Origin of the sequence: Herbihabitans rhizosphaerae (assembly GCF_004216555.1) — a bacterium.
Classification (GTDB): domain Bacteria; phylum Actinomycetota; class Actinomycetes; order Mycobacteriales; family Pseudonocardiaceae; genus Herbihabitans; species Herbihabitans rhizosphaerae.
In genome coordinates this window covers 41,509-64,565 of record NZ_SGWQ01000005.1, presented here as the reverse complement: position 1 = coordinate 64,565, position 23,057 = coordinate 41,509, and the positions used below count along the sequence as shown (strand labels likewise).

The following is a 23,057-nucleotide window of genomic DNA, read 5'->3' as shown; positions in this document are numbered from 1 at the left end:
GCGTCCCAAGTGACCGCGTTCGACCTGGACCCGGCCATGATCACGCGAGCGCGGCGGCGGCTGCGCGATCGCGATCCGGCGTCGGTGGACCTGTCGGTCGGCGACGTCTGCGCGATCGACCTGCCCGACCACAGCGTGGACGCGGTCGCCGACTTCGGGATCATCCACCACGTGCCGGACTGGCGGCGGGCGATCGCCGAGGTGGCGCGCGTGCTGCGGCCGGGCGGCGTGCTGCTGTTCGAGGAGGTGCCCCGGCGGGTGCTCGACAGCTGGACGTTCCGCACGTTCACCGACCACCCGCGCGACGACCGGTTCGAGGCGGACGACTTCGCGGTCGAGCTGGTGCGCAACGGCCTCGCGCCGACCGCGGAGATCCGGAACCGGGTCGGCGGCATGGTGTTCGTCGGCGCGGCGCGCGCGGTCTGATCACGGCAGCCCCGGCAGCACGTTCGTCCAGCCGGCGAGCTGATCTCGAAGATCATCGTCGGTGACGTGATCGACGAGTGCGACGGCCGGCGCCATCACGTTGCGGATCCGTCGCAGCCGCCGCATCGCCTCGATCTTGTCGGTGGCCGGCGGATCGTCCGAGATCGACGCGGCATAGGCGAGGCAGTCGCGGGCGGCGTCGTCGGGCCGAAGCGTGTCGGCGATCTCCTCCAGCCGCCCGTCCCGCGCCAGCACCAGGCACAGGTTCGCTTGGCGCACAAGGACTTCACGCTCGTCGAGCTCTCCGGTGGCGCGCGCCGTGGCGAGTGCTGCGGCAACGAATCGTGCCCAGTGCGCGCGGTGCGGGCCGTCCTGGGTCGCGGGGTGGGTGGCGCTCTGGATGACGCCGAGCCACCAGTTGCCGTCCCGCACGCGCCTCAGACGCCGAGGCGGTGCAACAGGCGCTGCTCGATCTGGTCGAGTTCGGTGGCCACGGCGCGGTGCGCGGCCTTGCGGCGCGCGGTCGGCATGCGCTCGGCCGCGCGCACGGCGGCGGCGAGCTGGCGCAGCTTGATGTCGGCCTCGTCGGCGAACGCGCGGTCGTCGTCGGTCGTGCCGTCCTTGCCGCGCAACTCGTTGATCGACGACGCGGCGCCGGAGATCCTGGCGTGCAGCGCCCCACCGCGGCCCGAGTACTGCGGCAGGTCGTCCACCGCGATGCCGAGCTTGTGCGCGCGTCGCCGCTCGAACCGCTCACGCACCGCGTCGGCCGCCTTCACCGCGAGCGGCGCCACGACCGGGATCACGGTCGGGCCGAGCACCTTCGCCACACCGAGGGCGTTCTTCGCCTTCTTCGGGGTGATCTTGGGCTCGCCAACGTGCTTGGCGGCCTTCGTCGCCGCCTTGTCGCCCGACTTGCGTTTCCTGAGTGCCACTCCTGAAACCTACTGGTGCGATCGGGTGGCGGCACGTCGGTGTGCCCTGTGTGTCGTGGGTGTCCCTTACGCTGCCCTATGTGACCGATTCGGTGCTGCTCGACGCGCGCGTGGTGAGCCGCTGCCGGCGGCGGGTCCACCTGGAGCACGACCCGGCGATGACCGACGCGCCGATGGCCGCTCCGGACCCGGCCGCCGAGCAGCGGATCGCCGACGCCACCGCGCATCGCCGGGTCGTCGCCGACACGCTGGCCAGCCTGCGGCGCGCCGGCACCACCTGGACGGAGATCGAGAAGGGCCCGGAGATCCGCGGCTCCGACCGGGAGCACGCCACGATCGCCGCGCTCCGTGCGGGTGCGGACTTCATCTGGGCGCCCCGCCTGCCGCAGGATCGCGAGGGCGGCCGGCGCGGCGGGATCGACCTGCTGGTGCGGGTGGACGGCGGGTACGTGCCGCTGCTCGTGGTCCGGCACAAGGTCAGCGATCCCGGTGCGGGCGCGCGCACCTCGCCGCTGAACGATCCGCGCCCGAGCGCGGCGACGGAGGACGATCAGCGCAAGGTCCGCCCGCAGCCGCGTGATCAGCTCCGGCTGGCGCACACGCGCCGGATGCTGCAGACGGCCGGGTACGCCGTGCGCGAGGCGATCGGCGGCGTGATCGGGCTGGACGCCGATGTCGTGGTGTGGCACGACCTCGACGCGCCGACCTGGCCGGGTGGCCGCAGCGCGATGCAGGAGTACGACGCGCGTTTCGCCGACCGGTTGGCGGTGGCCACGGCGGCGGTGACCGGTGCCGAGCCGCTGGCCGCGCCGTCCAGGATCGTGGAGTGCCGCGGTTGTCCGTGGTGGCCGACGTGTGAGGCGGCGCTGCTGGCCACGCGCGACGTGAGCCTGGTGGTGCGCGGTGAGGACGCCGGTCTGCTGCGCGACATCGGAGTGTCCACAGTGGACAAGCTGGCCTCGATCGACCCGCACGACGATCTCGGCGTGCAGCTGGTCGGCATGCCGTTGACCGACGCGGTGGGCCTGGCCAGGGCGTGGCTGGCCGACCTGACGCTGGTGCGCAGGACCGAGGTGATCTCGGTGCCGCGCGCGGACGTCGAGGTGGACGTCGACATGGAGAGTTTCGGGGACTCTGGCGCCTACATGTGGGGCGCGCTGCTGTCCGGTGCCGACATCGGGGAACCGTTGGGGTATCGGGCTTTCGCGACCTGGGATCCGTTACCGACCACGGACGAGGGCCGCTCGTTCGCCGAGTTCTGGCAGTGGCTGACGGCGGTGCGGGTGCGGGCCAGCGCGCGCGGGCTGACGTTCCGGGCGTACTGCTACAACGAGTTGGCCGAGAACCGGTGGCTGCTGTCCTCGGCGAAGCGGTTCGCCGGGATGCCCGGTGTGCCGCCGATCGGGCACGTGCGGGCGTTCATCGAGTCGGACTCCTGGGTGGACCTGTTCGACTGCGTGCGCACCCACTTCCTGTGCTCCCACGGCAAGGGCCTCAAGACGATCGCGCCGGCGGCCGGGTTCTCCTGGCGTGACCCGCAGGCCAGCGGCGAGAACTCGATGCGCTGGTATCGGGACGCGGTCGGCATGGACGGCGAGGCGCCGAACGCGACGCAGCGGCAACGGCTGCTGGAGTACAACGAGGACGACGTGCTGGCCACGATGACGCTGCGCCGGTGGATGTCCTCGCCCGCGGTGGCCGACGTGCCCTACGTCGGAGACCTCTGACTGTCCACAACCGACAGTCCCCGAACGACGCGATCTTCGCCGTCCCTGGGGTGCCCACTGCACCCCCCGCCCACCCCACCTTCGGGGGGCGGTCCGGTTGCCAGTTTATTCGGTGGTGGGGCGGGGAAGCGGGGCGCGCGAAAATCTGTGGATTACTCGGTGGTTGTGGATGGATGGCGTGACGAGTCGGGTGCGTGGCCGGCGACGATGTGGCGCACGAGGCGGTACGCGCGCCGGCGGCCGCCCTTGATTCGGCCGTCCAGGGTGAGCATGACCAGACCGTGCAGGTGCGCCCAGTACAGGTCGGTCGCGGCGTCGTCGTCCTCGCCGGTGGCCGGGTGTTCCGGTGCGGCGGCCTCCACGGCGGTCCGCAGCAGCTCGAAACATCGGCGTGCGGCGGCCGGAGCGGCGGCGGTGCCGAACGGGACGTCGACGAGCCCGTGCATCAGCCGATACACATGCGGCCGCCGCATCGCGAATGTCCAGTACGCCTCGGCCGCCGCCGGCAGCGCGTCCGCCTCGGCCAACCGGTCGGCCAGCTCGCCGAACCCGTCGTCCACCACGCCGAGCAGCAGGTCGCGCTTGTTCGCGAAGTACTGGTAGACGATCGGCGCCGTGTAGCCGACCCGGTCGGCGACGGCCCGCATCGTGACGCTTCGCGTGCCGCCGGTCTCTTCGATCAGCGTGCGGGCGGCGGCCAGCAGTTCGCCACGAAGCTCCTCGCGCACCCGCGCACGTTCCTCCGTGCTGCCGCGCACCCGCTTGCCGTCTCGTGGCACTGAACCTCCATCGATTTCTAACAACGGTAGACAACTCCACCGGTGCGCGTCTACGGTTGGATTACTAACAACGTTAGAAATCGGGAGAGATCATGCGAGTACTCGTCACCGGTGCCTCGGGCACCATCGGCTCCGCCGTCGCGGCCGCCCTGGTGCGGCACGGCCACGAGGTGGTCGGCACGGTCACCATGGACGGGCGGCCGGTGCCGGACGGCGTGCGGCCGCTCACCGTCGACCTGTTCGACCCGAAGGCGCTGCCGACCGATGTCGACGCCGCCGTGCACGCCGCGTCCAGCAACGACGAGCGGGCCGGTGAGTTGGACGACGCCGTGGTCGGCGCGCTGCTGGACGCGTTCGCCGGCACCGGGAAGCCGCTCGTCTACACCAGCGGGCTCGGCCTGCACGGCAGCCGCGGCGACGAGGTGATCACTGAGAACACGCCGCTCGATCCGCCGATGGTGCTGTCCTGGCGGCCGGCCATCGAGCGGCGCGTCCTCGACGGTGCCGCGCGTGGGGTGCGGACGGTCGCGATCCGTTCCGGGATGGTGCACGGCAACGGGCGTGGATACGTGCCGCTCGTCCTCGCGTCACAGGGGAATGTGGTGCGGCACATCGGCGACGGCGACAACCGGTGGGCTCTCGTGCACGGCGACGACCTCGGCGACCTGTATGTGCGAGCGCTCGAGGCGGAGCCGGGGTCGGTGTACCTCGCGGCGGCCGAGTCCGTTGCCGTGCGAGACATCGCGAAGGTGGTCGCCGAGCGCACCGGCGCGCGGGTGGAGCCGTGGGACCCGGCCGACGCCAAGCAGCACTGGGGCGTGCTGGTCGACCTGTTCCTCGCCGACCAGGTCGCTTCATCGGCGAAGGCGCACGAGGAACTCGGTTGGCGGCCGCACCGTCCGAGTGTGCTTGCCGAATAAGTTACCGTCGAGTAGGAAGGCGGGATGGGCACGCGAGTCGAGGTGCGGGTCAGTGGTGGGATCGCCTACGCGACGCTGAGCCGGCCGGAAAAGCTGAACGCGCTGGACTTCGAGATGTTCGAAAATCTAGTAATCGCCGCCGCCGAGATTCGCCGAAATCGAGATGTTCGAGCGGTGATCCTGCGCGGCGAGGGAGACGCGTTCTCCAGCGGGCTGGATTTCGCCTCGGTCGGCAAGCAGCCGATGCGCGCGGCCCGATCCTTCCTGCGGCCGCCGTGGCGCGCCACGAACCTGTACCAGCGCGCCTGCTGGGCCTGGCGCGAACTGCCGGTCCCGGTGATCGCGGTGGTGCACGGGCGCTGCTACGGCGGCGGGCTGCAACTCGCTCTGGCCGCCGATTTCCGTTACACCACAACGGATTGCGAGTTCTCCGTGATGGAGGCCAAGTGGGGTCTGGTGCCGGACATGACCGGAACGGTGACCCTGCGCGAACTCGTCGGACTGGACGTGGCCAAGCGCCTCACCATGACCGCGGAGATCGTCGACGGCGCCCACGCGAAGGACCTCGGCCTGGTCACCGACGCCGTGGCCGACCCGCTCGCCGAGGCGGAGAAGCTGGCCGCCGAGATCGCCACCCGCTCGCCCGACTCGGTGGCCGCCACCAAGGCGCTGTTCCACGGCACGTGGCACCGGTCGCCACGCGCCGCGTTTCGCATCGAGAGCCGCCTGCAGCGCCGGCTGCTGCTCGGACCGAACCACAAGATCGCGCGCAAAGCCGGTATGGCCCAACGGATCCCGGAGTTCGTCCGCCGGCGGATCAGGTAGCCACTATTCTAGTGCTAGAGTAGAAGCATGGCCGCGTTGACCGATGGCGAGTTGACGGTGCTCGGGTTGCTTGTCGAGCAGCCGCGTCATGGGTACGAGCTGGAACGGGTCATCGAGGAGCGAGGAGTGCGCGCGTGGACGGCACTCGGTTTCTCCTCCATCTACTACGTGCTCGACAAGTTGGCCAAGCGCGGCCTGATCGAGGCGACCGGCGCTCCGTCGTCCGGAAAATCGCGCACCACCTTCCGTGCCACGGTGTCCGGCCGCGAACTGTGCGCCGCCGCCACCCGGGACGCGCTGACAACGCTGACACCGACGCACGCGCGCGTCCTGATCGGGATGGCGAACAGTCCGGGCTTACCGGACGCGGACGTGGTGACCGGACTGACCAAGCGCCTCGACGCGTTGCGTGACCAGTTCGCGGACGTCCGGGCGACCCGAGCCCGGCAAGCACCTCTGCCCACGGCCGCCTCCGCGATCTTCGACTACAGCGAGGCCATGCTCGCGGCCGACATCAGCTGGACCGAAACCACACTGGCCAGGGAGACCGCGATGGACAAGTACGACATCAAGAAGGTCCGCCGAGCGCTCTACTCGCCGCCGTCGAAGGAGTTCACGGTCGTCGATGTGCCCGAGCTCCGGTACATCGCGGTCGACGGCCGAGGTGATCCGAACACATCGCCCGCGTACGCGAACGCGATCGAAGCCCTCTACGGGGTGGCGTACGCGCTGAAGTTCGCCAGCAAGAACACCCTCGGCCGGGACTTCGTGGTCGGGCCGCTGGAGGGGCTGTGGCGTGCGGACGATCCGTCGGTGTTCGTCACTCGCCGCAAGGAGACGTGGGAGTGGACCATGATGATCAGTCAGCCGGACTGGATCGCCGACGACATGGTCAAGGCCGCCGTCGACAACGTCGCGCGGAAGAAGGAAAACCCCGCACTCGGGGACATCCGGCCGCACACACTCGTCGAAGGAACCTGCGTCCAGATCCTGCACATCGGCTCCTACGACGATGAGACTCCCACCCTGGACCGCCTGCACAATCACTATCTCCCCGACAACGGCCTCACCTTCAACGGCGACCATCACGAGATCTACCTCAGCGACGCACGCCGCACCGCACCCGCCAAGCTCAAGACGATCCTGCGGCAGCCCGTCAAACCGGCGTGATGCCCCAGCGGCCGGTCCACGACTCGCCCGGCGCGAGCGTGATCAGGTCGGTGCCGGAGTTGAGCGCGTCCGGCGGGCAGGTCATCGGCTCGATCGCCACCGCGCGCGTGGATCCCTTACCGGGGAACGAATCCGGCGTGTAGACCTGCACCCAGGAGAACACCGGATCGGCCCACACCGACACGTCGCCGAGCGAGTGCCGCACTAGTCCTTGCCCGTCGGGCACACAACCGCCGAACGCGTGATCCAGCGTCACCCCGCGCAGCGGCCGGCCCGTGCGGAAGTCCAGGCCGGTCCCGTCCACGGGGACCGCCGGCCCGCTCGGCACCATCCGCTCCGGATCCAGCGGCAGATGGGTGGACGCGGCGAGGGTGAGCACACAGTCGTCCGGATCGGCGTCACCCGGCCGGGGGTACGGGTGCGCGCCGACACCGAACGGCAGCGGCCGCTCGCCGAGGTTGTGCACGCCGTGCGTGATCGTCAACCCACGCTCGTCCAGTGCGTAGGAAACGGTGGTACGAAAGGGAAACGGCCACCCGGGCACTGGCTCGACGCTGATCTCCAGCGTGACGGCGGACGCGTCGTGCGCGACCAGCGACCACGCCCGCTTGCGCACCAGCCCATGATTGGCGTTGCCGCGCGCCGGCTCGGTCACCTCCAGCTCGTGCCGCTCACCGTCCCGCGCCCACACCGCGCCGGCCACCCGATTCGGCCACGGCACGAGCACCGCACCGGCCCCCATCGGCGGCGACTCGCCAGGCCCGTATCCGTCCACATAGGACACCCCGGCCACGTCGAACGCGCGCAGCCCACCGCCTCGCGAGGTGATCACGGCCCGGGCCGCACCCCGGCGGATCTCGTACTCCATGCCGGGCATCGTGTCACGGTCTAGGGTTGCCCGGTGCCAGCCGATCACGTGGACGACATGATCCGCGAGTGGGCGGCGAGTGCCCCGAATCTCGACGTCAGCGCGCTCGAGGTGGTCGGCCGGCTGCTGCTCGCGGCGGAGACTCTGCAGGGCGCGATCGTCGCCGCGCTGCGCCCGCTCGGGCTCAGCTACGGCGACTTCGACGTGCTCAGCACCCTGCTGCGGCGCGGGGATCCGGACGGCGTGAACCCGCGCGATCTCGCCCGTTCGGCGTTGATCACCTCGGGTGCGATGACCGCGCGGGTGGACCGGCTGCACGCCGCCGGCCTGGTCGACCGGGTGCACGACGAGACCGACCGGCGGCAGGTGCGGATCCGGCTCACCGCCAAGGGCACCCGGCTGACCGCGCGCGCCGTGGACGCCGTGCTCGAGGCGGACGAGGAGTTCCTCGCCCCGCTCGGCGACCGCCAGCGCGCGTCGGCCGCACGCCTGCTCAGGACGTTGCTGGAGCGGTAGCGGCGTCGAACGCGCTCTTGAACGCGTACACACCGTCGATCGCCTCGAACGGCCAGGTCACCGATGTGACGGCGGCCCGGTCGCCGACCTTCTCGCGTGCGGCGGCCGCCGCGGTGAGCGGGGTGCCACCGCAGATCTCCACCAGGTCGGCGCCCTGTCCGGCGATCTCGTCGGCCAGCGTCGCGGCCTCGGAGTACGCCGGCACGGGGATGATCGTGGTGCGACCGCCGGCGTGCTCGCGCACGATCCGGTCCGCAGCCGGGTCGGCCTCCGGGTCGAAGTAGATCATCACGTTGTGCGCGGGGTTCTCCGGCGGCGCGCTGGTGGCGTGGCCGGCCAACCCGACCGGCACCCCGTTCGCCGCCTCGATCACCGCACCGGCCGACCGCAGATCGAAGCCCCGATACAACTCGATCAATCGCAGCCCGGCCGTCGCCCGGGTGACCTCGGCCGCCGTCGCCGCGTCGGGCACCCACACGAACAGCGACCGCCCGCCCGCGTGCTCCTTCACCACTCGGTCGACTTCGGGGTTCGCCCCGGCGGTGAGGAACAGGAACAGCTCGTCATACGTCTCGGACACGATCGCTCCTTTAGCTTGGTGTCAAACTATTCAATACCAAGCAACAGGTGCGGATGCCGGCTCATTCCCGGGCGCTACAGCCAGACGACCGGGTTGCCGGTTTCTCTCGACGCGCGGAACACCCGGATCAGTGCCGCGACCGTCGGCTCGTGCCCGGACGGCGACACGGCCAGCTCCTCCAGCGCGGTGGCCGCGGCGGCGGCCGGTGTGGTGCCGCTGTTGCCGCGCGGCAGTTCGCTCGTCAGCGTCGAGAAGTCACCCGCGCGCGCCAGTGCCGCGGTGAACGCGCGGTAGTCCGGCCAGTTGGCGATCGCTTCCGACGCGTGCTCCATGTTCACGTGCGGGCACGCGTCGCGCCGCCATTCCCAGTACGCCGCGTACAGCCGGCCGTCGTCGGCGTGCTCCGGTGCGATGTCGACCAGTCCGCCGGTGAACACCAGCAGTGCGGGGTCGAACGGCGGACGGCGTGCGTGACCGTCCTGCCAGCACCGGCAGTTCACGCATGCGTCGAGGCCCACCCGTTCAGCGTGGCGCCATCCGCAGCGCGCCGTCCAGTCGGATGACCTCGCCGTTCAGATAGTCCTGATCGATGATCGACAGCGCCAGCTTGGCGTACTCCTCGGGCAGGCCGAGGCGCTTGGGGAACGGAATGCCCTCGGCCAGGGTGGCCCGGAACTCCTCGCTCACCGTGGCGAGCATCGGCGTGTCGATGATGCCCGGCGCGATGGTCAGCACCCGAATGCCGGCCGAGGCGAGGTCGCGCGCCGCCGGCAGGTTCAGCCCGATCACACCGCCCTTGGACGCCGCGTAGGCCGCCTGGCCGATCTGCCCGTCGAACGCCGCGATGGACGCGGTGTTGATCACCACGCCGCGCTGGCCGTGGTCCTGCGGATCGGTCTGGGCGATCGCCTCGGCGGCCACCGTGACCACGTTGAACGTGCCGATCAGGTTCACCTCGACGACCTTGCGGAACAGGTCGAGGTCGTGCGGCCCCTTGCGGGACAGGATCCGCGCGGACGGCCCGATTCCCGCGCAGTTGACCACGATCCGCAGCGGGGTATCGACGGACGCGGTGGCTGCGATGTCTACGGCGGCGCGCACCTGCTCGGGGTCGGTCACGTCGGTCGGCACGTAGCTGACGCCGTCCACCTCGGGTGCGTTGTGCACGGCCGAGGGGAGATCGAGGGCGAACACGGAAGCGCCCTGCTTGGCCAGCGCCGCCGCCGTCGCGCCGCCGAGTCCCGACGCGCCGCCCGTCACGATCGCCGCGGTCTCCGCAATCCGCATGTTCGTCCCTCTTCCTCGTCGTTGAGTCGTGCGCCCGAAGGTTAACGCCCGTTCAGTCCCACACCGTGAGTGCTATCGGTCGAAAATCACACGCCAACCAGTAGTTAGCCGAGCTAACCTCTCACTCGTGAGTACCGGCGCCGACCTCCGCGAGGACGGCACCAGCACATCCCGAGGGCGGCGGCTGCTCAGCAGGATCGTGATCGACACGCGGCCGCTGAAGATCCGCGAGTACCGCCGAATGTGGCTGTCCACGCTGGTCACGGCCGTCGGCAGCCAGTTGACAGCGGTCGCCGTGCCCAAGCAGGTGTTCGACATCACCGGCTCGTCCGGATACGTCGGGCTGACCGGCGCGGTCGGGCTGGTGCCGCTGTTGATCTTCGGACTGTGGGGCGGCGCGATCGCCGACGCCATCGACCGTCGCAAGGTCATGATCGTCAGCAACATCGGTGTCGCGGTCAGCTCCGCGCTGCTGTGGGCGCAGGCGTTCGCGGGCCTGCGGTCGGTGTGGCTGGTGCTGGTGTTGCTCGGCGTGCAGCAGGCGTTCGTCGCGGTGAACATGCCGACCCGCTCGGCCGCCGTCGCGCGGCTCGTTCCGCCCGAACTGCTCGCCCCGGCCAGCGCGCTCAGCTTCACCGTGCTCACCTTCGGCATGGTGTTCGGCCCGCTGATGGCCGGCACGCTGATCCCGGTTCTCGGACTGTCCACTTTGTACTTCATCGACACGGTGGCGCTGATCGCGGCGCTCGTGCTGGTGTTCGGGCTGCCGCCGATCCCGCCGTTGGAAGGCGTGCGGTCGAGTATGGGGCTGGGTGCGGTCGTCGACGGATTCCGTTACGTGTCAACGCAAAGTGTGCTGCTGGCGTCGTTCCTCGTGGACGTCATCGCGATGGTCGCCGGCATGCCGAGGGCGTTGTTCCCGGAGATGTCCGAGCGCACCTTCGGCGATCCACCAGGCGGCGGGCCGGCGCTCGGGCTGCTGTTCGCGGCGATCCCGGTCGGCGCCGCCGTCGCCGGACTGTTCTCCGGCTGGTTCGCCCGGCTGCCGAGGCAGGGTGCGGTGGTGACGCTCGCGATCGTCGCCTGGGGCGCGGCGATGGTCGGCTTCGGACTGTCCACCGCGCTGTGGCTGGCGGTGGTGTTCCTGGCGCTCGGCGGCGCGGCCGACATGATCAGCGCGATCCACCGCAGCGCGATGCTGCAGACCGCGGCCACCGACGAGATGCGCGGGCGGATGCAGGGGCTGTTCACGGTCGTCGTGGCCGGTGGGCCGAGGGTGGCCGACCTGGTGCACGGCTGGGGAGCCGACGCGGTGGGTACCGCCGCCGCGACGGCCACCGGCGGCGTGTTCGTGATCGTGCTGACCGTGATCGCCGTGGTGTGCCTGCGGGAGTTCTGGCGCTACCGCGCACCGGAGGCGTAAACGTTCTCTGCCACCCGACGACCACGCCTGACCTGGGCTTTCTTCGTGGCTGACGGACTTTAGCGGGCTAAAGTACGCGATGGGGGCTGGAGCGGTTGTCAAGTCTTGGGCGGCGTGGCGTTGTTCGATGGGTCCTGGAGAGCCCAAGCCGTTCAGCGGCGGCCGGGCGGGCAGATCTCGTCGATCGCGTCGAGGTCCTCCGGCGTCGGATTCCACGTGGAGGCCGCCGCGTTCGCGATCACCTGTTCGGGTGTCGTCGCGCCGGCGATCACCGAACCGACCGACGACTGCGCGGTGAGCCACCCGATGGCCAGCGTGCTCATCGTGATCCGGCGCTCCTCGGCGAACGCGCGCAGCTTCTCGATCCGCTCCCACGGCGCGTCCTCGAGCAGCCGCTGCCGCGCGGCCAGCCGACTGCCGGACGGCGGGTCGCTTCCGCGGTGGTACTTGCCCGTGAGCAGACCGTTGGCCAGTGGGAAGTACGGCAGCACGCCCAGCCGGAACCGGGTGGCGGCCGGCAGCAGCTCGCGCTCGGCCTCGCGTTCGAGCAGCGAGTAGTGGTTCTGCGCGGCGACCGGCGCGGTCACCCCGGCGTCGCGCGCGTGCCACACCGCGTCGGCCACCTGCCAGCCGGCCATGTTGCACACCCCGACGTAGCGGACCGTCCCCTCGCGCACCAGATCGTCAAGCGTGGCAAGGGTTTCCTCGATCGGCGTGGACGGGTCCGGCCGGTGGAACTGGTACAGGTCGATCCAGTCGGTACCCAGCCGCCGCAGCGACGCCTCGAGCGCGCGCCGCACGTACCGCCGCGATCCGCGCGCGCCGAAGTCGGGCCCGTTCGCGCCCTGCATGTCCAGCCCGAACTTGGTGGCGATCACCGCCTGGTCCCGCCGCCCGGACAGCGCCTGCCCGAGCAGCTCCTCGCTGCGGCCGCGCGGGGCGCCGTACACGTCGGCGATGTCGAACAGGTTCACCCCGGCGTCCAGCGCGGCGCCGACGACGGCGCGCGAGCCGGCCAGCGACTCCGCGGCCGTGCCGGGGCGGCCCAGGTTGTTGCACCCGAGCCCGACGGTGCTGACCACCAGGCCCGATGCACCGAGGTGACGGTGTTCCACAAGCGGTGACCTTAGTGTCACCCACAGGTTGTGATCTAGGCCCGCGTCGTACGCGCCGACGCCGCTCCACGTTCGCCCGGCGGTCAACTCCGCCTGTCACGGTCGAGACGGCCTGATTTGGCGAGAAGAGTCAGGGGTGGTTCGCGTGTCGACGCGACGCGTCATCGTGGTGGGTACGGGGTATGTGGGACTGACGACCGGGGCGTGTCTCGCCTCCGTCGGGCATCGCGTCACGTGTGCCGACATCGATCCGGCCAAGATCGCGCGGCTGCGCGCGGGGCAGGTCGACATTCTCGAGACGGGGCTCGCCGAGCTGGTGAGCGGCGGCACCGCCTCGGGCAACCTGGACTTCGTGCTCGGTGCGCGGCCGGCCGTGGTCACCGCGGACGGGCCGGTGGCGCTGTTCCTGTGCGTGCCGACGCCGATGGGTGCCGGCGGCGAGGCCGACCTGCGCGCGGTGGAGTCGGTGGTCGGCGAGATCGCGGACGTGCTGCCGGCGGGCAGCGTGCTGGTGACCAAGTCGACCGTGCCGGTGGGTACGGCCGCGCGGGTGGCCGACATGCTCGGGCGCGACGACATCGCGGTGGTGTCGAACCCGGAGTTCCTGCGCGAGGGCAGCGCGGTGTCGGACTTCCTGAACCCGGATCGGGTGGTCGTCGGCTCGGACGACCGGGCGGCGGCCGAGCTGGTCGGCGGGCTGTACGACGCGCTGAACGCCCCGGTCGTGGTGACCGACGCGGCGAGCGCGGAGATGGTGAAGTACGCGGCGAACTGCTACCTGGCGACGAAGTTGTCGTACGTGAACGCGATCGCGGGGCTGTGCGAGCGGCTGGGCGCGGACGTCGAGGCGGTCATCGAGGGCATGGGGCACGATCCGCGCATCGGGCGGTCGTTCCTGCGGCCGGGGCCCGGTTGGGGCGGCTCGTGCCTGCCGAAGGACACCAGGGCGCTGGCGCAGGTCGCCGAGGCGGCCGGGTACGCGTTCCCGCTGCTGGACGCGGCGATCGACACGAACCTGGCGCAGCACGCGCACGTGGTGGCGAAGGTGCGGCGGCTGTGCGGCGGCGCGCTGGCCGGCGCGCGGATCGGGCTGCTCGGGGTGGCGTTCAAGGCGGGTACCAACGATCTGCGTGACTCGCCGGCGCTGGCCGTGGCGGAGCTGCTCGCGGCCGAGGGTGCGGAGCTGACCGCCTACGACCCGGCGGTGAACGGGGAGCTGTCCCGACTGTCCCTTGTGGACGATCCGTACCTGGCGGTGAAGGGCGCGGACGTGGTCGTCGTGCTCACCGAGTGGCCGGAGTTCGCCACGCTGGACTGGTCGCTGGTCGCCGAGCTGATGGCCGGCCAGTCCATTGTGGACACCCGAAACCTGTTGCCGCTCAACGATCTGCGCGCCGAGGGCCTGGCCTGCCACCCGATCGGCCGCGCCCCCGTCGTCCCGGCCGCCAGGTCACTTTGATCTTCCCCACACCGTTGTGGCTGCCCCCACCCGAACCCGGGGGGCACCCCGCTCGCCAGCGTACCCGGGTAACAAGATCGGGTGGGGGAGCAAGATCAGGTTGTGGATGGAACGCGGGTTGTGGATAACCGCTGAGGTCCCTCTTGGGAGGGAGCGGGTTCGGTCCTCGGGGTGACCCGTTGTACGGGCGGCGCGGCGAGGGTTTGAGGCATGACCACCGCAACCGTCTCCGCGCCGGTGCCGGGCCACTACCGGCCGAGCCGGCTCACCGTGATCCGCTACGTCGTGGGGTACGCCGCGATTCTGGGCACGATCCCGTACCTGGCGCTGAAGTTCGCCTGGCTATCCGGCAGCACGATCGGCTTCCGCGACACGAGTTTGGCCTCCGACAACAGCATCGTTGTACTCAACGGCGTCACCGCCGGCATGGACCTGATCGCCGTACTCATCGCGCTGGCGTTCACGCACGCGTGGGGCCAGCGCCTGCCGGCCTGGCTGGTGATCGTCCCGATGTGGGTGGCGACCGGCCTGCTGGTGCCGATCGCGATCATGCTCCCGCTGGCCGGGATGGGCGAGCTGGTCGCCTCCGACGCGTCCAGCACCGACCCCGGCGTGCTCGAACCGTGGGTGCAGCCGATGGTCTACGGCGGGTTCGCCTGGCAGGGCGTCATGCTGGTGATCGCGTTCCTGCTCTACGCCAGGGTGCGCTGGGCCGCCGTGTTCACCGCACGCACCGAGGCCGCGCGCCCGGGTGCCACGCACGCCGTGCAGAAGGCGCTCGCCACCGGCACGGCACTGGCCGCCGCGCTGATCGCGCTCGGCTACCTCGGCGTGGCGGTCGGCGCGTTCACCCAGGGCCGCGAGTCGATGCCGGTGACCGGTCACCTCGTCTACGCCATGCACGGCGTGCTGGTCATCGCCGGCGCCGGTGGTCTGCTCGCCATGGTGCGGCGCTGGCGCGGCCCGTTCTGGCTGCCGCTCGCGCTCGCCTGGACCGGCGCCGGCGGGATGTTCGCCTGGGGCGCGTGGACGCTCACCGTCGTGCTCGCCGACACCGCGCTCTCCGGCGGCGCGCAGACGCCCGTGCTGGACAACATGCTGAACTTCGGCAAGCTCGTGCTCGGTGTGGTGATCGGGGTGACGTCGCTGATGCTGCTCGCCGAACGCCCGGCGACCAACCCGGCCGCGCACCCGAGGCGCAGCCGCTTCGACCAAGCTTAGATACGCCTGAGAGCGGCAGCCGAGTGTCGCGTGTGGACGTACGCGCGGGCGGCACCTGTTGCCGTAGCGTCGAACCGTGCAAGCGCCAACCAAACGGGACGCCGTGATCACCGTGGTGGTCGCGGCGCTCGTGCTTGGCGCCACCACCGGTTCCGGGAAGTACCGACCGATCCTGATGCCGCTGGACGCGGGCGGCTACGGGCTGCTCCTCGCGGCGGTGCTGCCCCTGTTGTGGCGCACGAGTTATCCGCTCGCCGTGTTCGTCGTGACCATGGCGGTGGCGCTGATCTACCACCGCACCGACTACCCGCCCGGCCCGGTCATCGCCGGCGCGATCATCGCGTTGTTCACCTTCGCGATGCGCGCCGGGCCGTGGCGCGCCGGCGCGGCCGCGGGGGTCGGTCTGCTCGGCGCCTACGTCTCCTATGTGCTCGGCGGCAACCCCTGGCTGCCGCACGTCGCGGCGACGGGATTCCTGGCGCTGGCCGCCGCCGTGGTCGCGTTCGGCACGGCCGCGCGCGCTCGGGCGGCCGCCGTCCGGGCGTCGCGGGAGCGGGCGGTGGAGCGGGAACAGCGGCTGGCCGAGGAGGAGCGGTTGCGGGTGGCGCGCGAGGTGCACGACGTGGTCGCGCACAGCCTGGCCATGATCAACGTGCAGGCCGGGGTGGCCGCGCACGTCGCCGATCGCAAGCCGGAGCAGGCCAAGGAGGCGCTGCTGGCGATCAAGGACGCGAGCCGGACCGCGCTGCACGATCTGCGGGCGGCGCTCGGCGTGCTGCGCACCGGCGATCGTGCGCCCGTGCCGAGCCTGGACCGGGTGGACGAGCTGATCGACGCCACGTCGTCGACCGGCCTGCGGGTGGATCTGCACGGGGACCCCGGCGAGTTGCCGGCGCAGGTGGGCGCGGCGGCCTACCGGATCGTGCAGGAATCGCTCACCAATGTGGTGCGCCACGCGCGGGACGCCACGGCCGCCGTCGTCCGGCTGACCCGCCGCGAGGACATGCTGGTGATCGAGGTGAGCGACGACGGCGCGCCGCCGGAGGAGGTGCACGGCGGCAACGGATTGCGCGGCATGCGTGAACGCGCCGAGGCGTTGGGTGGCACGCTGGTGGCGGCACCGGGTGAGCGCGGATTCCTGGTGCGGGCCGAACTACCCCTTCAGGGGACGGACGAGTGATCGATGTGAACGACAGGCACCCTCACGACGTGATCACGGTCGTGCTCGCCGACGACCAGAAGCTCGTTCGTGCCGGGTTCCGGGTGCTGCTGGACACCGAGGACGGTTTCCAGGTGTGCGGCGAGGCGGAGAACGGCATCGCGGCCGTCGCGCTGGCCAGGGAGCACCGGCCGGACGTGGTCGTGATGGACATCCGCATGCCGGTGATGGACGGCCTGCAGGCGACCAGGTCGATCACCTCCGACCCCGAATTGGCCGGCGTGAAAGTGTTGGTACTGACCACGTTCGACGTGGACGAGTACGTGTTCGAGGCACTGCGCGGCGGGGCGAGCGGGTTCCTGCTCAAGGACACCGACCCGACCGAGCTGCTGCACGCGATCGAGGTCGTGGCGCGCGGCGAGGCACTGCTCGCGCCGACCGTGACCCGCCGGCTGATCGCCGAGTTCGTGGCCAGCCCCGGCCAGCGGCGGGTGGACACCAGCGTGCTCAGCGAATTGACCGAACGGGAGCGCGAGGTTCTCGCCATGGTGGCCGGCGGGCTGTCCAACGACGAGATCGCGGGCGAATTGGTGATCAGCCCGGCGACATCACGCACACACGTCAGCCGAATCATGACGAAGGTGCGCGCGCGAGATCGCGCACAACTCGTCGTGCTCGCCTACGAATCGGGCCTGGTCGCCCCACAGCCGCGCGACTAAAGTGCGCCGAACAAGGTCGTGAGGGTTACCGCACCGGCGCGTAGAGCCGTATGCGTATCACCCTCACGTTCCTCGACGCCCGCTGATCATGTTTGACCTGGGTTTTCTCGGTGGCCGAGGTACTTTAGCGGGCTAAAGTACGCAGACAGGTGCCGAGGCGTTTGTCAAGCGCGGGGCAAAATCGTGCGGCACTGCACGCATTCCGGGTACGCCGATCTCGACGCAGAAATGAATCGCGTCGTGGTTCAGTTGTGCGGCTTGGTCGGCCGGTCGGTCAGCGCGAATGCCAGTCGCACGACGAACACAACTGCTACGACCGCCAAAGCGGTGATCTGTAGCCACATGGAATTCTCCCGTCGTTTCCGCGGTCGTGTTCCGACCCGATCGTGCGTCATGACCGCCCTCGGGCGCATCAACGGCGCCTCGACACGGGCAGGTTCACTCATGTGGGCTATATGTGCCGCAGTTTGTCTTGTCGTATGCCTACGACGGCCTGGCACTGCCCTGGGTTTCCTCGCGGGCGCGGGTCATCGGTACAGTCGCGCCGTGTCGGCACCATCTGACGCGCCCGCCGCCGGTGCGGTCGCCATCTGGGGAAGTACGGACCTGCCGGGCCTGGGCGACCAGTTGCTCAGCCGGGTCACCGAGCACGAGCTGCTCGCCCGGCTGCCCGGCTGGCGCGCCGACACGCTGGCGCCACTGGGCTGGTTGCGCCCGTCGATCGCCGACGAGGGCCGGCCGGCCGCCCCGTTCGGCCTGTACGACCACACCCGGTGCGCCCGGCTCGCCGGCGCTACCGCGCTGAGCCTGGTGTGCCCGAGTTTCCCGCTCGGCCTGACCGTGCACGCGTTCGTGGACCTCTACCCGGCCGAGGACATCGGCGACGCGCACCGCTACCTCACCGCCGGCCTCGGCGAGGACCTGGAGCGCACCCACCCGATCGCCTGGGCCGGCGTGCGGGTGGCCGCCGATCCGTATGCCGCCTTGATCACCGCCGCCGAACGGGTGACCTATCGCGCGGTGCGTGACACCAGGTCACGCGACCGGCTGGTGGCGGCCGGCCTGACCGGTGAGATCACCGTGATCCCGCACCCGGCACTCGCCGTGCGCCAGACCGTCGACACCGCCGTCCTCGACGCGGTGCGCGCGCAGCTCCGCCAGCTCGGCGTGCTGCCCGGCGAGGGTGACTACGCCGTACTGGCACTCGCGACGTCCACGGTGGACGGACCGGACGAGGTGGCGCCCGGCCTGGCCGACGCGCTCACCGAGGTGCTCGCCGACACCGGTGCCGAGCACGTGGTCGTGCTGCCCGATCTGGCCTCCACCGACCGGCTGGCCGTGCTCGCCGGCGCCACCGTGGTGATCGCGACCGACGAGCACGTCGCGGCCGCGACGGCCGGGCTGGGCGTGCACTGGGTGCTGCTCGACGTGACCGGCGAGGACGGTGTCGCGGCCGCCGAGTTCGGCCAGCCCGAGCGGATCGTGCGCTCGGCGGACGGCCTCGCCGCGGCGGTCCGGAGTACCAGAAATTCGTTGTCGTACAAGGATTCCGCGCTCGAGGCGCTGAACGTCCACTTCGGACGGTTGGCCGAGCTGGCCGCGGCGGCGGGCCGAGCCCGTGGCACCGGCGAGCGCCGCGACGCCACTCAGCTCGTCGAGGAGAACGCCGCCCTGCGCCGCGCGCTCGACCGTCACCGCCAGCTCGCCATGACCGAGCGCGAGCGCCTGATCGACGCGGTACGCGCGGCCGAGGACGAGCGGGACGCCGCCCGTGCGGAGGTCGAGAGCGCCCGTGCCGGCGTGGCCGAGGCGGAGCGCCGCACACAGGAGATCGCCGCGCTCGCCGAGCACCGCCAGCAGGAGCTGGACGCCTGGGAGCACACCAAGCTGGTGCGCTGGAGCAGCCCGCTGCGCAAGGCCTACGGCAAGGCGAAGGGCCGATGACCATGCCAGGGGTCGGCGACCGCAGGGTGACGGTGGTGATCGTCTCCTACGGCGGCGGCGAGCTGGTCGCGCACTGCCTCGAGCTGCTCGCCAAGCACACGAACGTGGGATACCGCGTGATCGTGGTGGACTCGGCTTCTCCCGACGGCACCGGGCAGTGGCTCGCCGACAACCTCACCGACACGCACCTCGCCGGTGGGGAAGTGTTGCGGCTCAACGAGAACCTGGGCTTCGGCGCGGGCTGCAACCTGGGCGTGCGGCACGCCGACACCGAGTTCGTCTGCTTCCTCAACGCCGACGTCGAGGTGACCGACGGCTGGCTCGATCCGCTGGTCGAGTTCCTGGACACGCACGAGTACGCGGCCGCCGTGGCGCCGGTGATGCTGAACGCGGACGGCACCGTGCAGGAGGCCGGCAGCGTGATCGGCGGCGACGGCTGGTGCCGCGCGCACGACGCCGAGGTGAGCCTGTTCCCGCGCGAGGTGGACTACGCGTCGGCGGCCTGCTTGTTGGTGCGCCGCAACGCTTTCCACGCGGCCGGCGGGTTCTCGCCGGAGTACGAGATCGCGTACTTCGAGGACGTCGACCTGGCGATGTCGATGCGCGAGCGCGGCTTGACCACGTGGTTGCAGCCGGCGTCACGGGTGACGCACGCGCGGCACGGCAGCAGCTCCTCCGCGCGCGCCACCGAGTTGATGCGGCTCAACCACGGCACGTTCCGCCGCCGCTGGCCCGACGAGCTGGCCCGGCGCGCGCCGGTGGTCGGGCTGGACGAGCACCCGCACCGGCACTGGTGGCTGCGCGATCACCTTGCGCCGTACCGGGTTCTGCTGATCGACGACCGGGTGCCGCAGGCCGACCGGGGCCGGGGCGACCCGCGCACGATGGCGGTCGTGGACGCGTGGCGGGCGGCCGATCCGCGTGCCCGCGTGACGTTCTTCGCCGCGTCGCCGGAGCGCGCCGAGGAGTACGCGCCTGCCTTGCGTGCCAAGGGAATCGAGGTCGTCTCGGGGGTCGAGGACGCCGCCGCGTGGTCGACCGGCCGGGCCGGGCTGTACGACGTGATCGTGGCGTTCCGGCCGCACAACTTCATCGGGCTGGGCGAGCGGATCGCCGCCGCGCAGCCGCAGGCGGTGCGGGTGTACGACTCGGAGGCGCTGTTCCACCGGCGGCCCGAGCAACACTTCACCCGCACGGATGACCACGATCGGCGCAGGCACTTCGCCGTGGAGGCGGATCGCCTGCGGCAGCAGGAGGTTCGCGCGTTCACTTGGGCCGATGTGGCGGTGTGCGTGAGCGAGGAGGAGGCGCGCTGGGCCCGTTCGGTCGCGCCGTCCACTCAGGTGCACGTGGCCTGTTACCCGGCCGCCGTGCCGGACGACGTGCCGGACGACGTGCCCGGCTGGGACGGCCGGCACGGCATCGTGTTCTTCGGCGGATTCGACGACACGCCGGGCACGCCGAACGAGTTCGCGGTGCTGGAGCTGGCCGGGCACGTGCTGCCCGGCCTGCGCGAGCGGCACCCGGAGCTGGACCTGCGAGTGGTCGGCGCCGACCCGTCGCCCGCGGTGAAAGCCCTTGCCGGGCAACACATCCAGGTACTCGGCAAGGTGCCGAACCCGCGGCCGGTGCTCTCCTCGGCGCTGCTGCACGTGGTGCCGATGCACTACGGCGCGGGTGTGAAGATCAAGTTCGTCGACTCGATGGCGGCCGGCCTGCCGTTCGTGACCACCGCCGTCGGCGCCGAGGGCCTGCACCTCGGCCGGCTCGCGCGGCACCTGGTCGGCAACTCGCCCGCCGAGATCGTCGAGCGGTGCGACACCCTGCTGCGCGATCGTCCACTGTGGACGGACGTGCAGGGGGAACTGCTGGCGATCTGTCGCGAGCACTTCTCGGTGGCGGCGTTCGACAAGCAGATGACCGGGGTTCTCGCCGACTGCGGCATCGCGCCGTGACCGCCTTACGCGCCGCGATCACCGACCTCGTGGCGCACGACGGCCACGATCGCTTCAACGCCCGTCGCCGACCTGCTGCTGCGATCCGACCCGGTCACCCTCACGGAGTGCACCGCGCACGAGTGGGTGACGCTCGCCGACTCGGCGCGCTCGCACCAGTGGACCCGCCCGGACTGGCTGGACGAGGTCGGCCGGCAGATGCGTGACCGGCCAACGCTCGCCGCGCTGGTGCTCGCGTCCCTGGGGCGCGACGGCCACCAGCGGCAGGCCGCTGTCGAGCACCTGGTCGGGCTGGATCAGCCGCTGACGTCGCCGCTGCTGGCGTTGCGCGCGGCCGACTGGGTGCCGCAGGTGCGCGACCCGGCACGAGCCGCCTGCGAGCGCCGGCTGTCCGAGCGGCCGGCGGAGGTGTTCACCGCGCTCGCTCCGGTGGCGTTCGCGGTCGGCTCACGGCAGGCCGGTGCGTGGCTTGCCGACGCGTTGCGTGGTTGCCTGCGCGACGGCCCACCGGACGTGGTGGCCGCGGCGACCGCCAGCGCGGACGTGCGCACCCGCCGAATCGGGTGGCGGGAGGGCGTCGCCGCCGGCCGGGTGGACACCGAGGCGCTGGTCGGCGCCGCGCTCGCCGATCCGGACCAGATGATCAGGGCGGAGTGCGCCGAGGCCGCCGTTCGGGCCGCACGGGAGACCGGCGATCACGCCGTGCCCTACCGGCTGTTGGCCAGCAGGTCGACCGTCGTGCGCGCGGCCGCCGTGTGGGCGCTGGGCGTCGCCGGTGAGGTCGCACCGGCCGAGGAGGCGCTCGACGACCGCAGTGCGAAGGTGCGGCAGGCGGCGCAGGTGATCGTGCGGCGAGCGGGCGGGGATCCCGCCGGCCGATACCGTTCCGTGCTCGCAGATACGGCCGATCCGGCCGAGCCGGCGCCGGAAGTCCTTGCGGGGCTTGGGGAAACGGGCACCAAGGCGGACGCGCCGCTGATCGCTCCGTGGTTGGCGCACTCCCGTCCGCGCGGACGGGCCGAGGCCGTGCGCGCGCTGCGCCGGCTCGGCGACGCGCCTGTCCACGCGCTTGCGCCGATGATCGCCGACGAGTACCCGTCGGTCGCCCGGCAGGCGTCGGTGGCCCTGCTGCCGGACGCCGGACGCCTTGACCAGGCGTGGCTGCGCGAACAGCTCGACTCACCGCGGCGGCACGTGCGCGTCGCGGCGTTCCGGCTGCTGCGCGCCCGAAATACGTTGACGCGCCTGGAGACCGTGCTCCGGTTGATCGCGGACCGGGCGAGCCCGATGCGCCGGCAGGCGATGCTGGACCTGGACAACTGGTTCGCCCGCGAGTCGGCCACGACCTACCGGCTGCCGTCGCCGGACCAGGCAGCCGACCTGCGCGTGCTGATCGCCGCGGCCTCGGCGGAACTCGGTGAGCGCCGCGTCCGCTGGTTGCGGTCCGTCCTCAGGCTCTAACCCTCCAGCGGTTGCACACCGGCGGCGTGCCGGCGCGCCAACTCCTGGTACGCGAGCGGATTGCCCTCGACCCACATCCGCGCCTGGCCGTCCAGTGGCACCTGCCGCTTGGCCGGCGAGCCCATCGCGATCGTCTCCGGCGGGATCTCCATACCTGGCGTGACCAGCGCGCCGGCGGCGACCATCGCGCGTGCGCCGATCTTCGCGCCGTCCAGCACGGTGGCGCTGTTGCCGATCAGTGCCTCCTCACCGATCGTGCAGTCGTGCACGACGCAGCCGTGGCCGATCGTGGCGCCCCGGCCGATCTCGACGCCGTTCACCGCGACGTGGATCACCGAGTTGTCCTGCACATTGGCACCCTCGCGGATGATCACCGAGGTGAAGTCGCCGCGCACCACCGCGCCGTACCAGACCGAGGCGCGCGCCTCCACGATCACGTTGCCGACGATCGTGGCGGTCGGCGCGATCCACGCCTCCGGGTGCACCTGCGGGCTGACGCCCTCGAACGAGAACAGCGGCATCCGCCGAGACTAGGCGCGCGTGTGACGCCGATCAAACTTGACCTCGA

At 71.3% G+C, this 23,057-nt stretch carries 23 protein-coding genes; 14 read left to right on the top strand and 9 right to left on the bottom strand.

Annotated features, from left to right (window positions below; genetic code table 11):
* Nucleotides 1-9: 9 nt before the first annotated feature.
* Entirely contained in the window at nucleotides 10-426 is a 417-nt protein-coding gene (locus EV193_RS16300; RefSeq protein ID WP_242613434.1) for a class I SAM-dependent methyltransferase, read from the top strand.
* Here EV193_RS16300 and EV193_RS16295 read toward each other — a convergent pair whose 3' ends face one another.
* Nucleotides 427-858 (bottom strand): hypothetical protein, encoded by a 432-nt coding sequence (locus EV193_RS16295; protein ID WP_130345007.1) that lies wholly within the window; start codon nucleotides 856-858, stop codon nucleotides 427-429.
* 5 nt (nucleotides 859-863) lie between these two features.
* The gene (locus tag EV193_RS16290; RefSeq protein WP_242613433.1) at nucleotides 864-1,361 is read right to left on the bottom strand and encodes a DUF6474 family protein; all 498 of its coding nucleotides are present in this window, start codon (nucleotides 1,359-1,361) and stop codon (nucleotides 864-866) included.
* A gap of 80 nt (nucleotides 1,362-1,441) precedes the next feature.
* Here EV193_RS16290 and EV193_RS16285 point away from each other — a divergent pair, with 80 nt between their 5' ends.
* Nucleotides 1,442-3,088 carry a TM0106 family RecB-like putative nuclease gene (locus EV193_RS16285; RefSeq protein ID WP_130345006.1) on the top strand — a complete coding sequence of 549 codons (1,647 nt, stop codon included), beginning with the start codon at nucleotides 1,442-1,444 and terminating at the stop codon, nucleotides 3,086-3,088.
* 152 nt (nucleotides 3,089-3,240) lie between these two features.
* On the opposite strand, the gene EV193_RS16280 is transcribed toward EV193_RS16285, so the two are convergent.
* The gene (locus EV193_RS16280) at nucleotides 3,241-3,867 is read right to left on the bottom strand and encodes a TetR/AcrR family transcriptional regulator (RefSeq protein ID WP_130345005.1); all 627 of its coding nucleotides are present in this window, start codon (nucleotides 3,865-3,867) and stop codon (nucleotides 3,241-3,243) included.
* 92 nt (nucleotides 3,868-3,959) lie between these two features.
* Here EV193_RS16280 and EV193_RS16275 point away from each other — a divergent pair, with 92 nt between their 5' ends.
* The 3 genes from EV193_RS16275 to EV193_RS34565 are packed head-to-tail and all read left to right on the top strand — an operon-like array spanning nucleotide 3,960 to nucleotide 6,782.
* Nucleotides 3,960-4,787, top strand: a complete 828-nt coding sequence (locus EV193_RS16275; RefSeq protein WP_130345004.1) for an NAD-dependent epimerase/dehydratase family protein — start codon at nucleotides 3,960-3,962, stop codon at nucleotides 4,785-4,787.
* A gap of 24 nt (nucleotides 4,788-4,811) precedes the next feature.
* Nucleotides 4,812-5,612 (top strand): crotonase/enoyl-CoA hydratase family protein, encoded by an 801-nt coding sequence (locus EV193_RS16270; protein WP_130345003.1) that lies wholly within the window; start codon nucleotides 4,812-4,814, stop codon nucleotides 5,610-5,612.
* Nucleotides 5,613-5,639: 27 nt separating this feature from the next.
* Nucleotides 5,640-6,782, top strand: coding sequence for a GyrI-like domain-containing protein (locus EV193_RS34565; RefSeq protein ID WP_130345002.1), 1,143 nt, complete (start codon nucleotides 5,640-5,642; stop codon nucleotides 6,780-6,782).
* Here EV193_RS34565 and EV193_RS16260 read toward each other — a convergent pair.
* Complete coding sequence (locus EV193_RS16260) at nucleotides 6,769-7,650, bottom strand: aldose 1-epimerase family protein (protein WP_242613432.1); 882 nt, start codon at nucleotides 7,648-7,650, stop codon at nucleotides 6,769-6,771. The two genes, EV193_RS34565 and EV193_RS16260, sit on opposite strands and share 14 nt — an antisense overlap.
* A 33-nt stretch (nucleotides 7,651-7,683) precedes the next feature.
* On the opposite strand from EV193_RS16260, the gene EV193_RS16255 reads away from it, so the two are divergent.
* Nucleotides 7,684-8,166: a MarR family winged helix-turn-helix transcriptional regulator gene (locus tag EV193_RS16255; RefSeq protein ID WP_130345000.1), complete on the top strand. Its 483-nt coding sequence runs from the start codon at nucleotides 7,684-7,686 to the stop codon at nucleotides 8,164-8,166.
* On the opposite strand, the gene EV193_RS16250 is transcribed toward EV193_RS16255, so the two are convergent.
* From EV193_RS16250 to EV193_RS16240, 3 genes are all read right to left on the bottom strand, one after another.
* Nucleotides 8,144-8,746 carry a DUF6506 family protein gene (locus tag EV193_RS16250; protein ID WP_130344999.1) on the bottom strand — a complete coding sequence of 201 codons (603 nt, stop codon included), beginning with the start codon at nucleotides 8,744-8,746 and terminating at the stop codon, nucleotides 8,144-8,146. The two genes, EV193_RS16255 and EV193_RS16250, sit on opposite strands and share 23 nt — an antisense overlap.
* 74 nt (nucleotides 8,747-8,820) lie before the next feature.
* Nucleotides 8,821-9,264 (bottom strand): hypothetical protein, encoded by a 444-nt coding sequence (locus EV193_RS16245; RefSeq protein WP_130344998.1) that lies wholly within the window; start codon nucleotides 9,262-9,264, stop codon nucleotides 8,821-8,823.
* Nucleotides 9,265-9,268: 4 nt separating this feature from the next.
* Entirely contained in the window at nucleotides 9,269-10,033 is a 765-nt protein-coding gene (locus EV193_RS16240) for an SDR family NAD(P)-dependent oxidoreductase (protein WP_130344997.1), read from the bottom strand.
* Nucleotides 10,034-10,160: 127 nt separating this feature from the next.
* Between EV193_RS16240 and EV193_RS16235 the strand changes: the two genes are divergently transcribed.
* Entirely contained in the window at nucleotides 10,161-11,456 is a 1,296-nt protein-coding gene (locus tag EV193_RS16235) for an MFS transporter (RefSeq protein WP_242613431.1), read from the top strand.
* 152 nt (nucleotides 11,457-11,608) lie between these two features.
* Here EV193_RS16235 and EV193_RS16230 read toward each other — a convergent pair whose 3' ends face one another.
* Nucleotides 11,609-12,538 carry an aldo/keto reductase gene (locus EV193_RS16230; RefSeq protein ID WP_341273168.1) on the bottom strand — a complete coding sequence of 310 codons (930 nt, stop codon included), beginning with the start codon at nucleotides 12,536-12,538 and terminating at the stop codon, nucleotides 11,609-11,611.
* A 178-nt stretch (nucleotides 12,539-12,716) separates the two neighbouring features.
* On the opposite strand from EV193_RS16230, the gene EV193_RS16225 reads away from it, so the two are divergent.
* The 7 genes from EV193_RS16225 (at nucleotide 12,717) to EV193_RS16195 (ending at nucleotide 22,489) form a co-directional block, all read left to right on the top strand.
* Nucleotides 12,717-14,030 carry a UDP-glucose dehydrogenase family protein gene (locus EV193_RS16225; RefSeq protein WP_242613430.1) on the top strand — a complete coding sequence of 438 codons (1,314 nt, stop codon included), beginning with the start codon at nucleotides 12,717-12,719 and terminating at the stop codon, nucleotides 14,028-14,030.
* A gap of 210 nt (nucleotides 14,031-14,240) precedes the next feature.
* Nucleotides 14,241-15,251, top strand: a complete 1,011-nt coding sequence (locus EV193_RS16220) for a hypothetical protein (RefSeq protein WP_130344995.1) — start codon at nucleotides 14,241-14,243, stop codon at nucleotides 15,249-15,251.
* Nucleotides 15,252-15,327: 76 nt separating this feature from the next.
* A complete protein-coding gene (locus EV193_RS16215; protein ID WP_242613429.1) occupies nucleotides 15,328-16,431 on the top strand; it encodes a sensor histidine kinase in 1,104 nt (367 codons plus the stop codon).
* Nucleotides 16,432-16,460: 29 nt separating this feature from the next.
* Nucleotides 16,461-17,129, top strand: a complete 669-nt coding sequence (locus tag EV193_RS16210) for a response regulator transcription factor (RefSeq protein ID WP_130344994.1) — start codon at nucleotides 16,461-16,463, stop codon at nucleotides 17,127-17,129.
* A gap of 546 nt (nucleotides 17,130-17,675) precedes the next feature.
* Nucleotides 17,676-19,073 carry a hypothetical protein gene (locus tag EV193_RS16205; protein ID WP_130344993.1) on the top strand — a complete coding sequence of 466 codons (1,398 nt, stop codon included), beginning with the start codon at nucleotides 17,676-17,678 and terminating at the stop codon, nucleotides 19,071-19,073.
* Entirely contained in the window at nucleotides 19,070-21,028 is a 1,959-nt protein-coding gene (locus EV193_RS16200; protein ID WP_130344992.1) for a glycosyltransferase, read from the top strand. Before EV193_RS16205 ends, EV193_RS16200 begins: the two co-directional genes overlap by 4 nt.
* Nucleotides 21,029-21,154: 126 nt before the next feature.
* Nucleotides 21,155-22,489, top strand: coding sequence for a hypothetical protein (locus EV193_RS16195; RefSeq protein WP_130344991.1), 1,335 nt, complete (start codon nucleotides 21,155-21,157; stop codon nucleotides 22,487-22,489).
* Here the strand turns inward: EV193_RS16195 and EV193_RS16190 are convergent.
* The gene (locus EV193_RS16190; protein ID WP_130344990.1) at nucleotides 22,486-23,010 is read right to left on the bottom strand and encodes a gamma carbonic anhydrase family protein; all 525 of its coding nucleotides are present in this window, start codon (nucleotides 23,008-23,010) and stop codon (nucleotides 22,486-22,488) included. The two genes, EV193_RS16195 and EV193_RS16190, sit on opposite strands and share 4 nt — an antisense overlap.
* Nucleotides 23,011-23,057 lie beyond the last annotated feature (47 nt).

Coding starts and splice junctions, on each gene's coding strand:
- EV193_RS16270 (WP_130345003.1), top strand. CDS start 4,812: ATGGGCACGCGAGTCGAGGTGCGGGTCAGTGGTGGGATCGCCTACGCG.
- EV193_RS16260 (WP_242613432.1), bottom strand. CDS start 7,650: ATGGAGTACGAGATCCGCCGGGGTGCGGCCCGGGCCGTGATCACCTCG.
- EV193_RS16200 (WP_130344992.1), top strand. CDS start 19,070: ATGACCATGCCAGGGGTCGGCGACCGCAGGGTGACGGTGGTGATCGTC.
- EV193_RS16240 (WP_130344997.1), bottom strand. CDS start 10,033: ATGCGGATTGCGGAGACCGCGGCGATCGTGACGGGCGGCGCGTCGGGA.
- EV193_RS16190 (WP_130344990.1), bottom strand. CDS start 23,010: ATGCCGCTGTTCTCGTTCGAGGGCGTCAGCCCGCAGGTGCACCCGGAG.
- EV193_RS16220 (WP_130344995.1), top strand. CDS start 14,241: ATGACCACCGCAACCGTCTCCGCGCCGGTGCCGGGCCACTACCGGCCG.
- EV193_RS16275 (WP_130345004.1), top strand. CDS start 3,960: ATGCGAGTACTCGTCACCGGTGCCTCGGGCACCATCGGCTCCGCCGTC.
- EV193_RS34565 (WP_130345002.1), top strand. CDS start 5,640: ATGGCCGCGTTGACCGATGGCGAGTTGACGGTGCTCGGGTTGCTTGTC.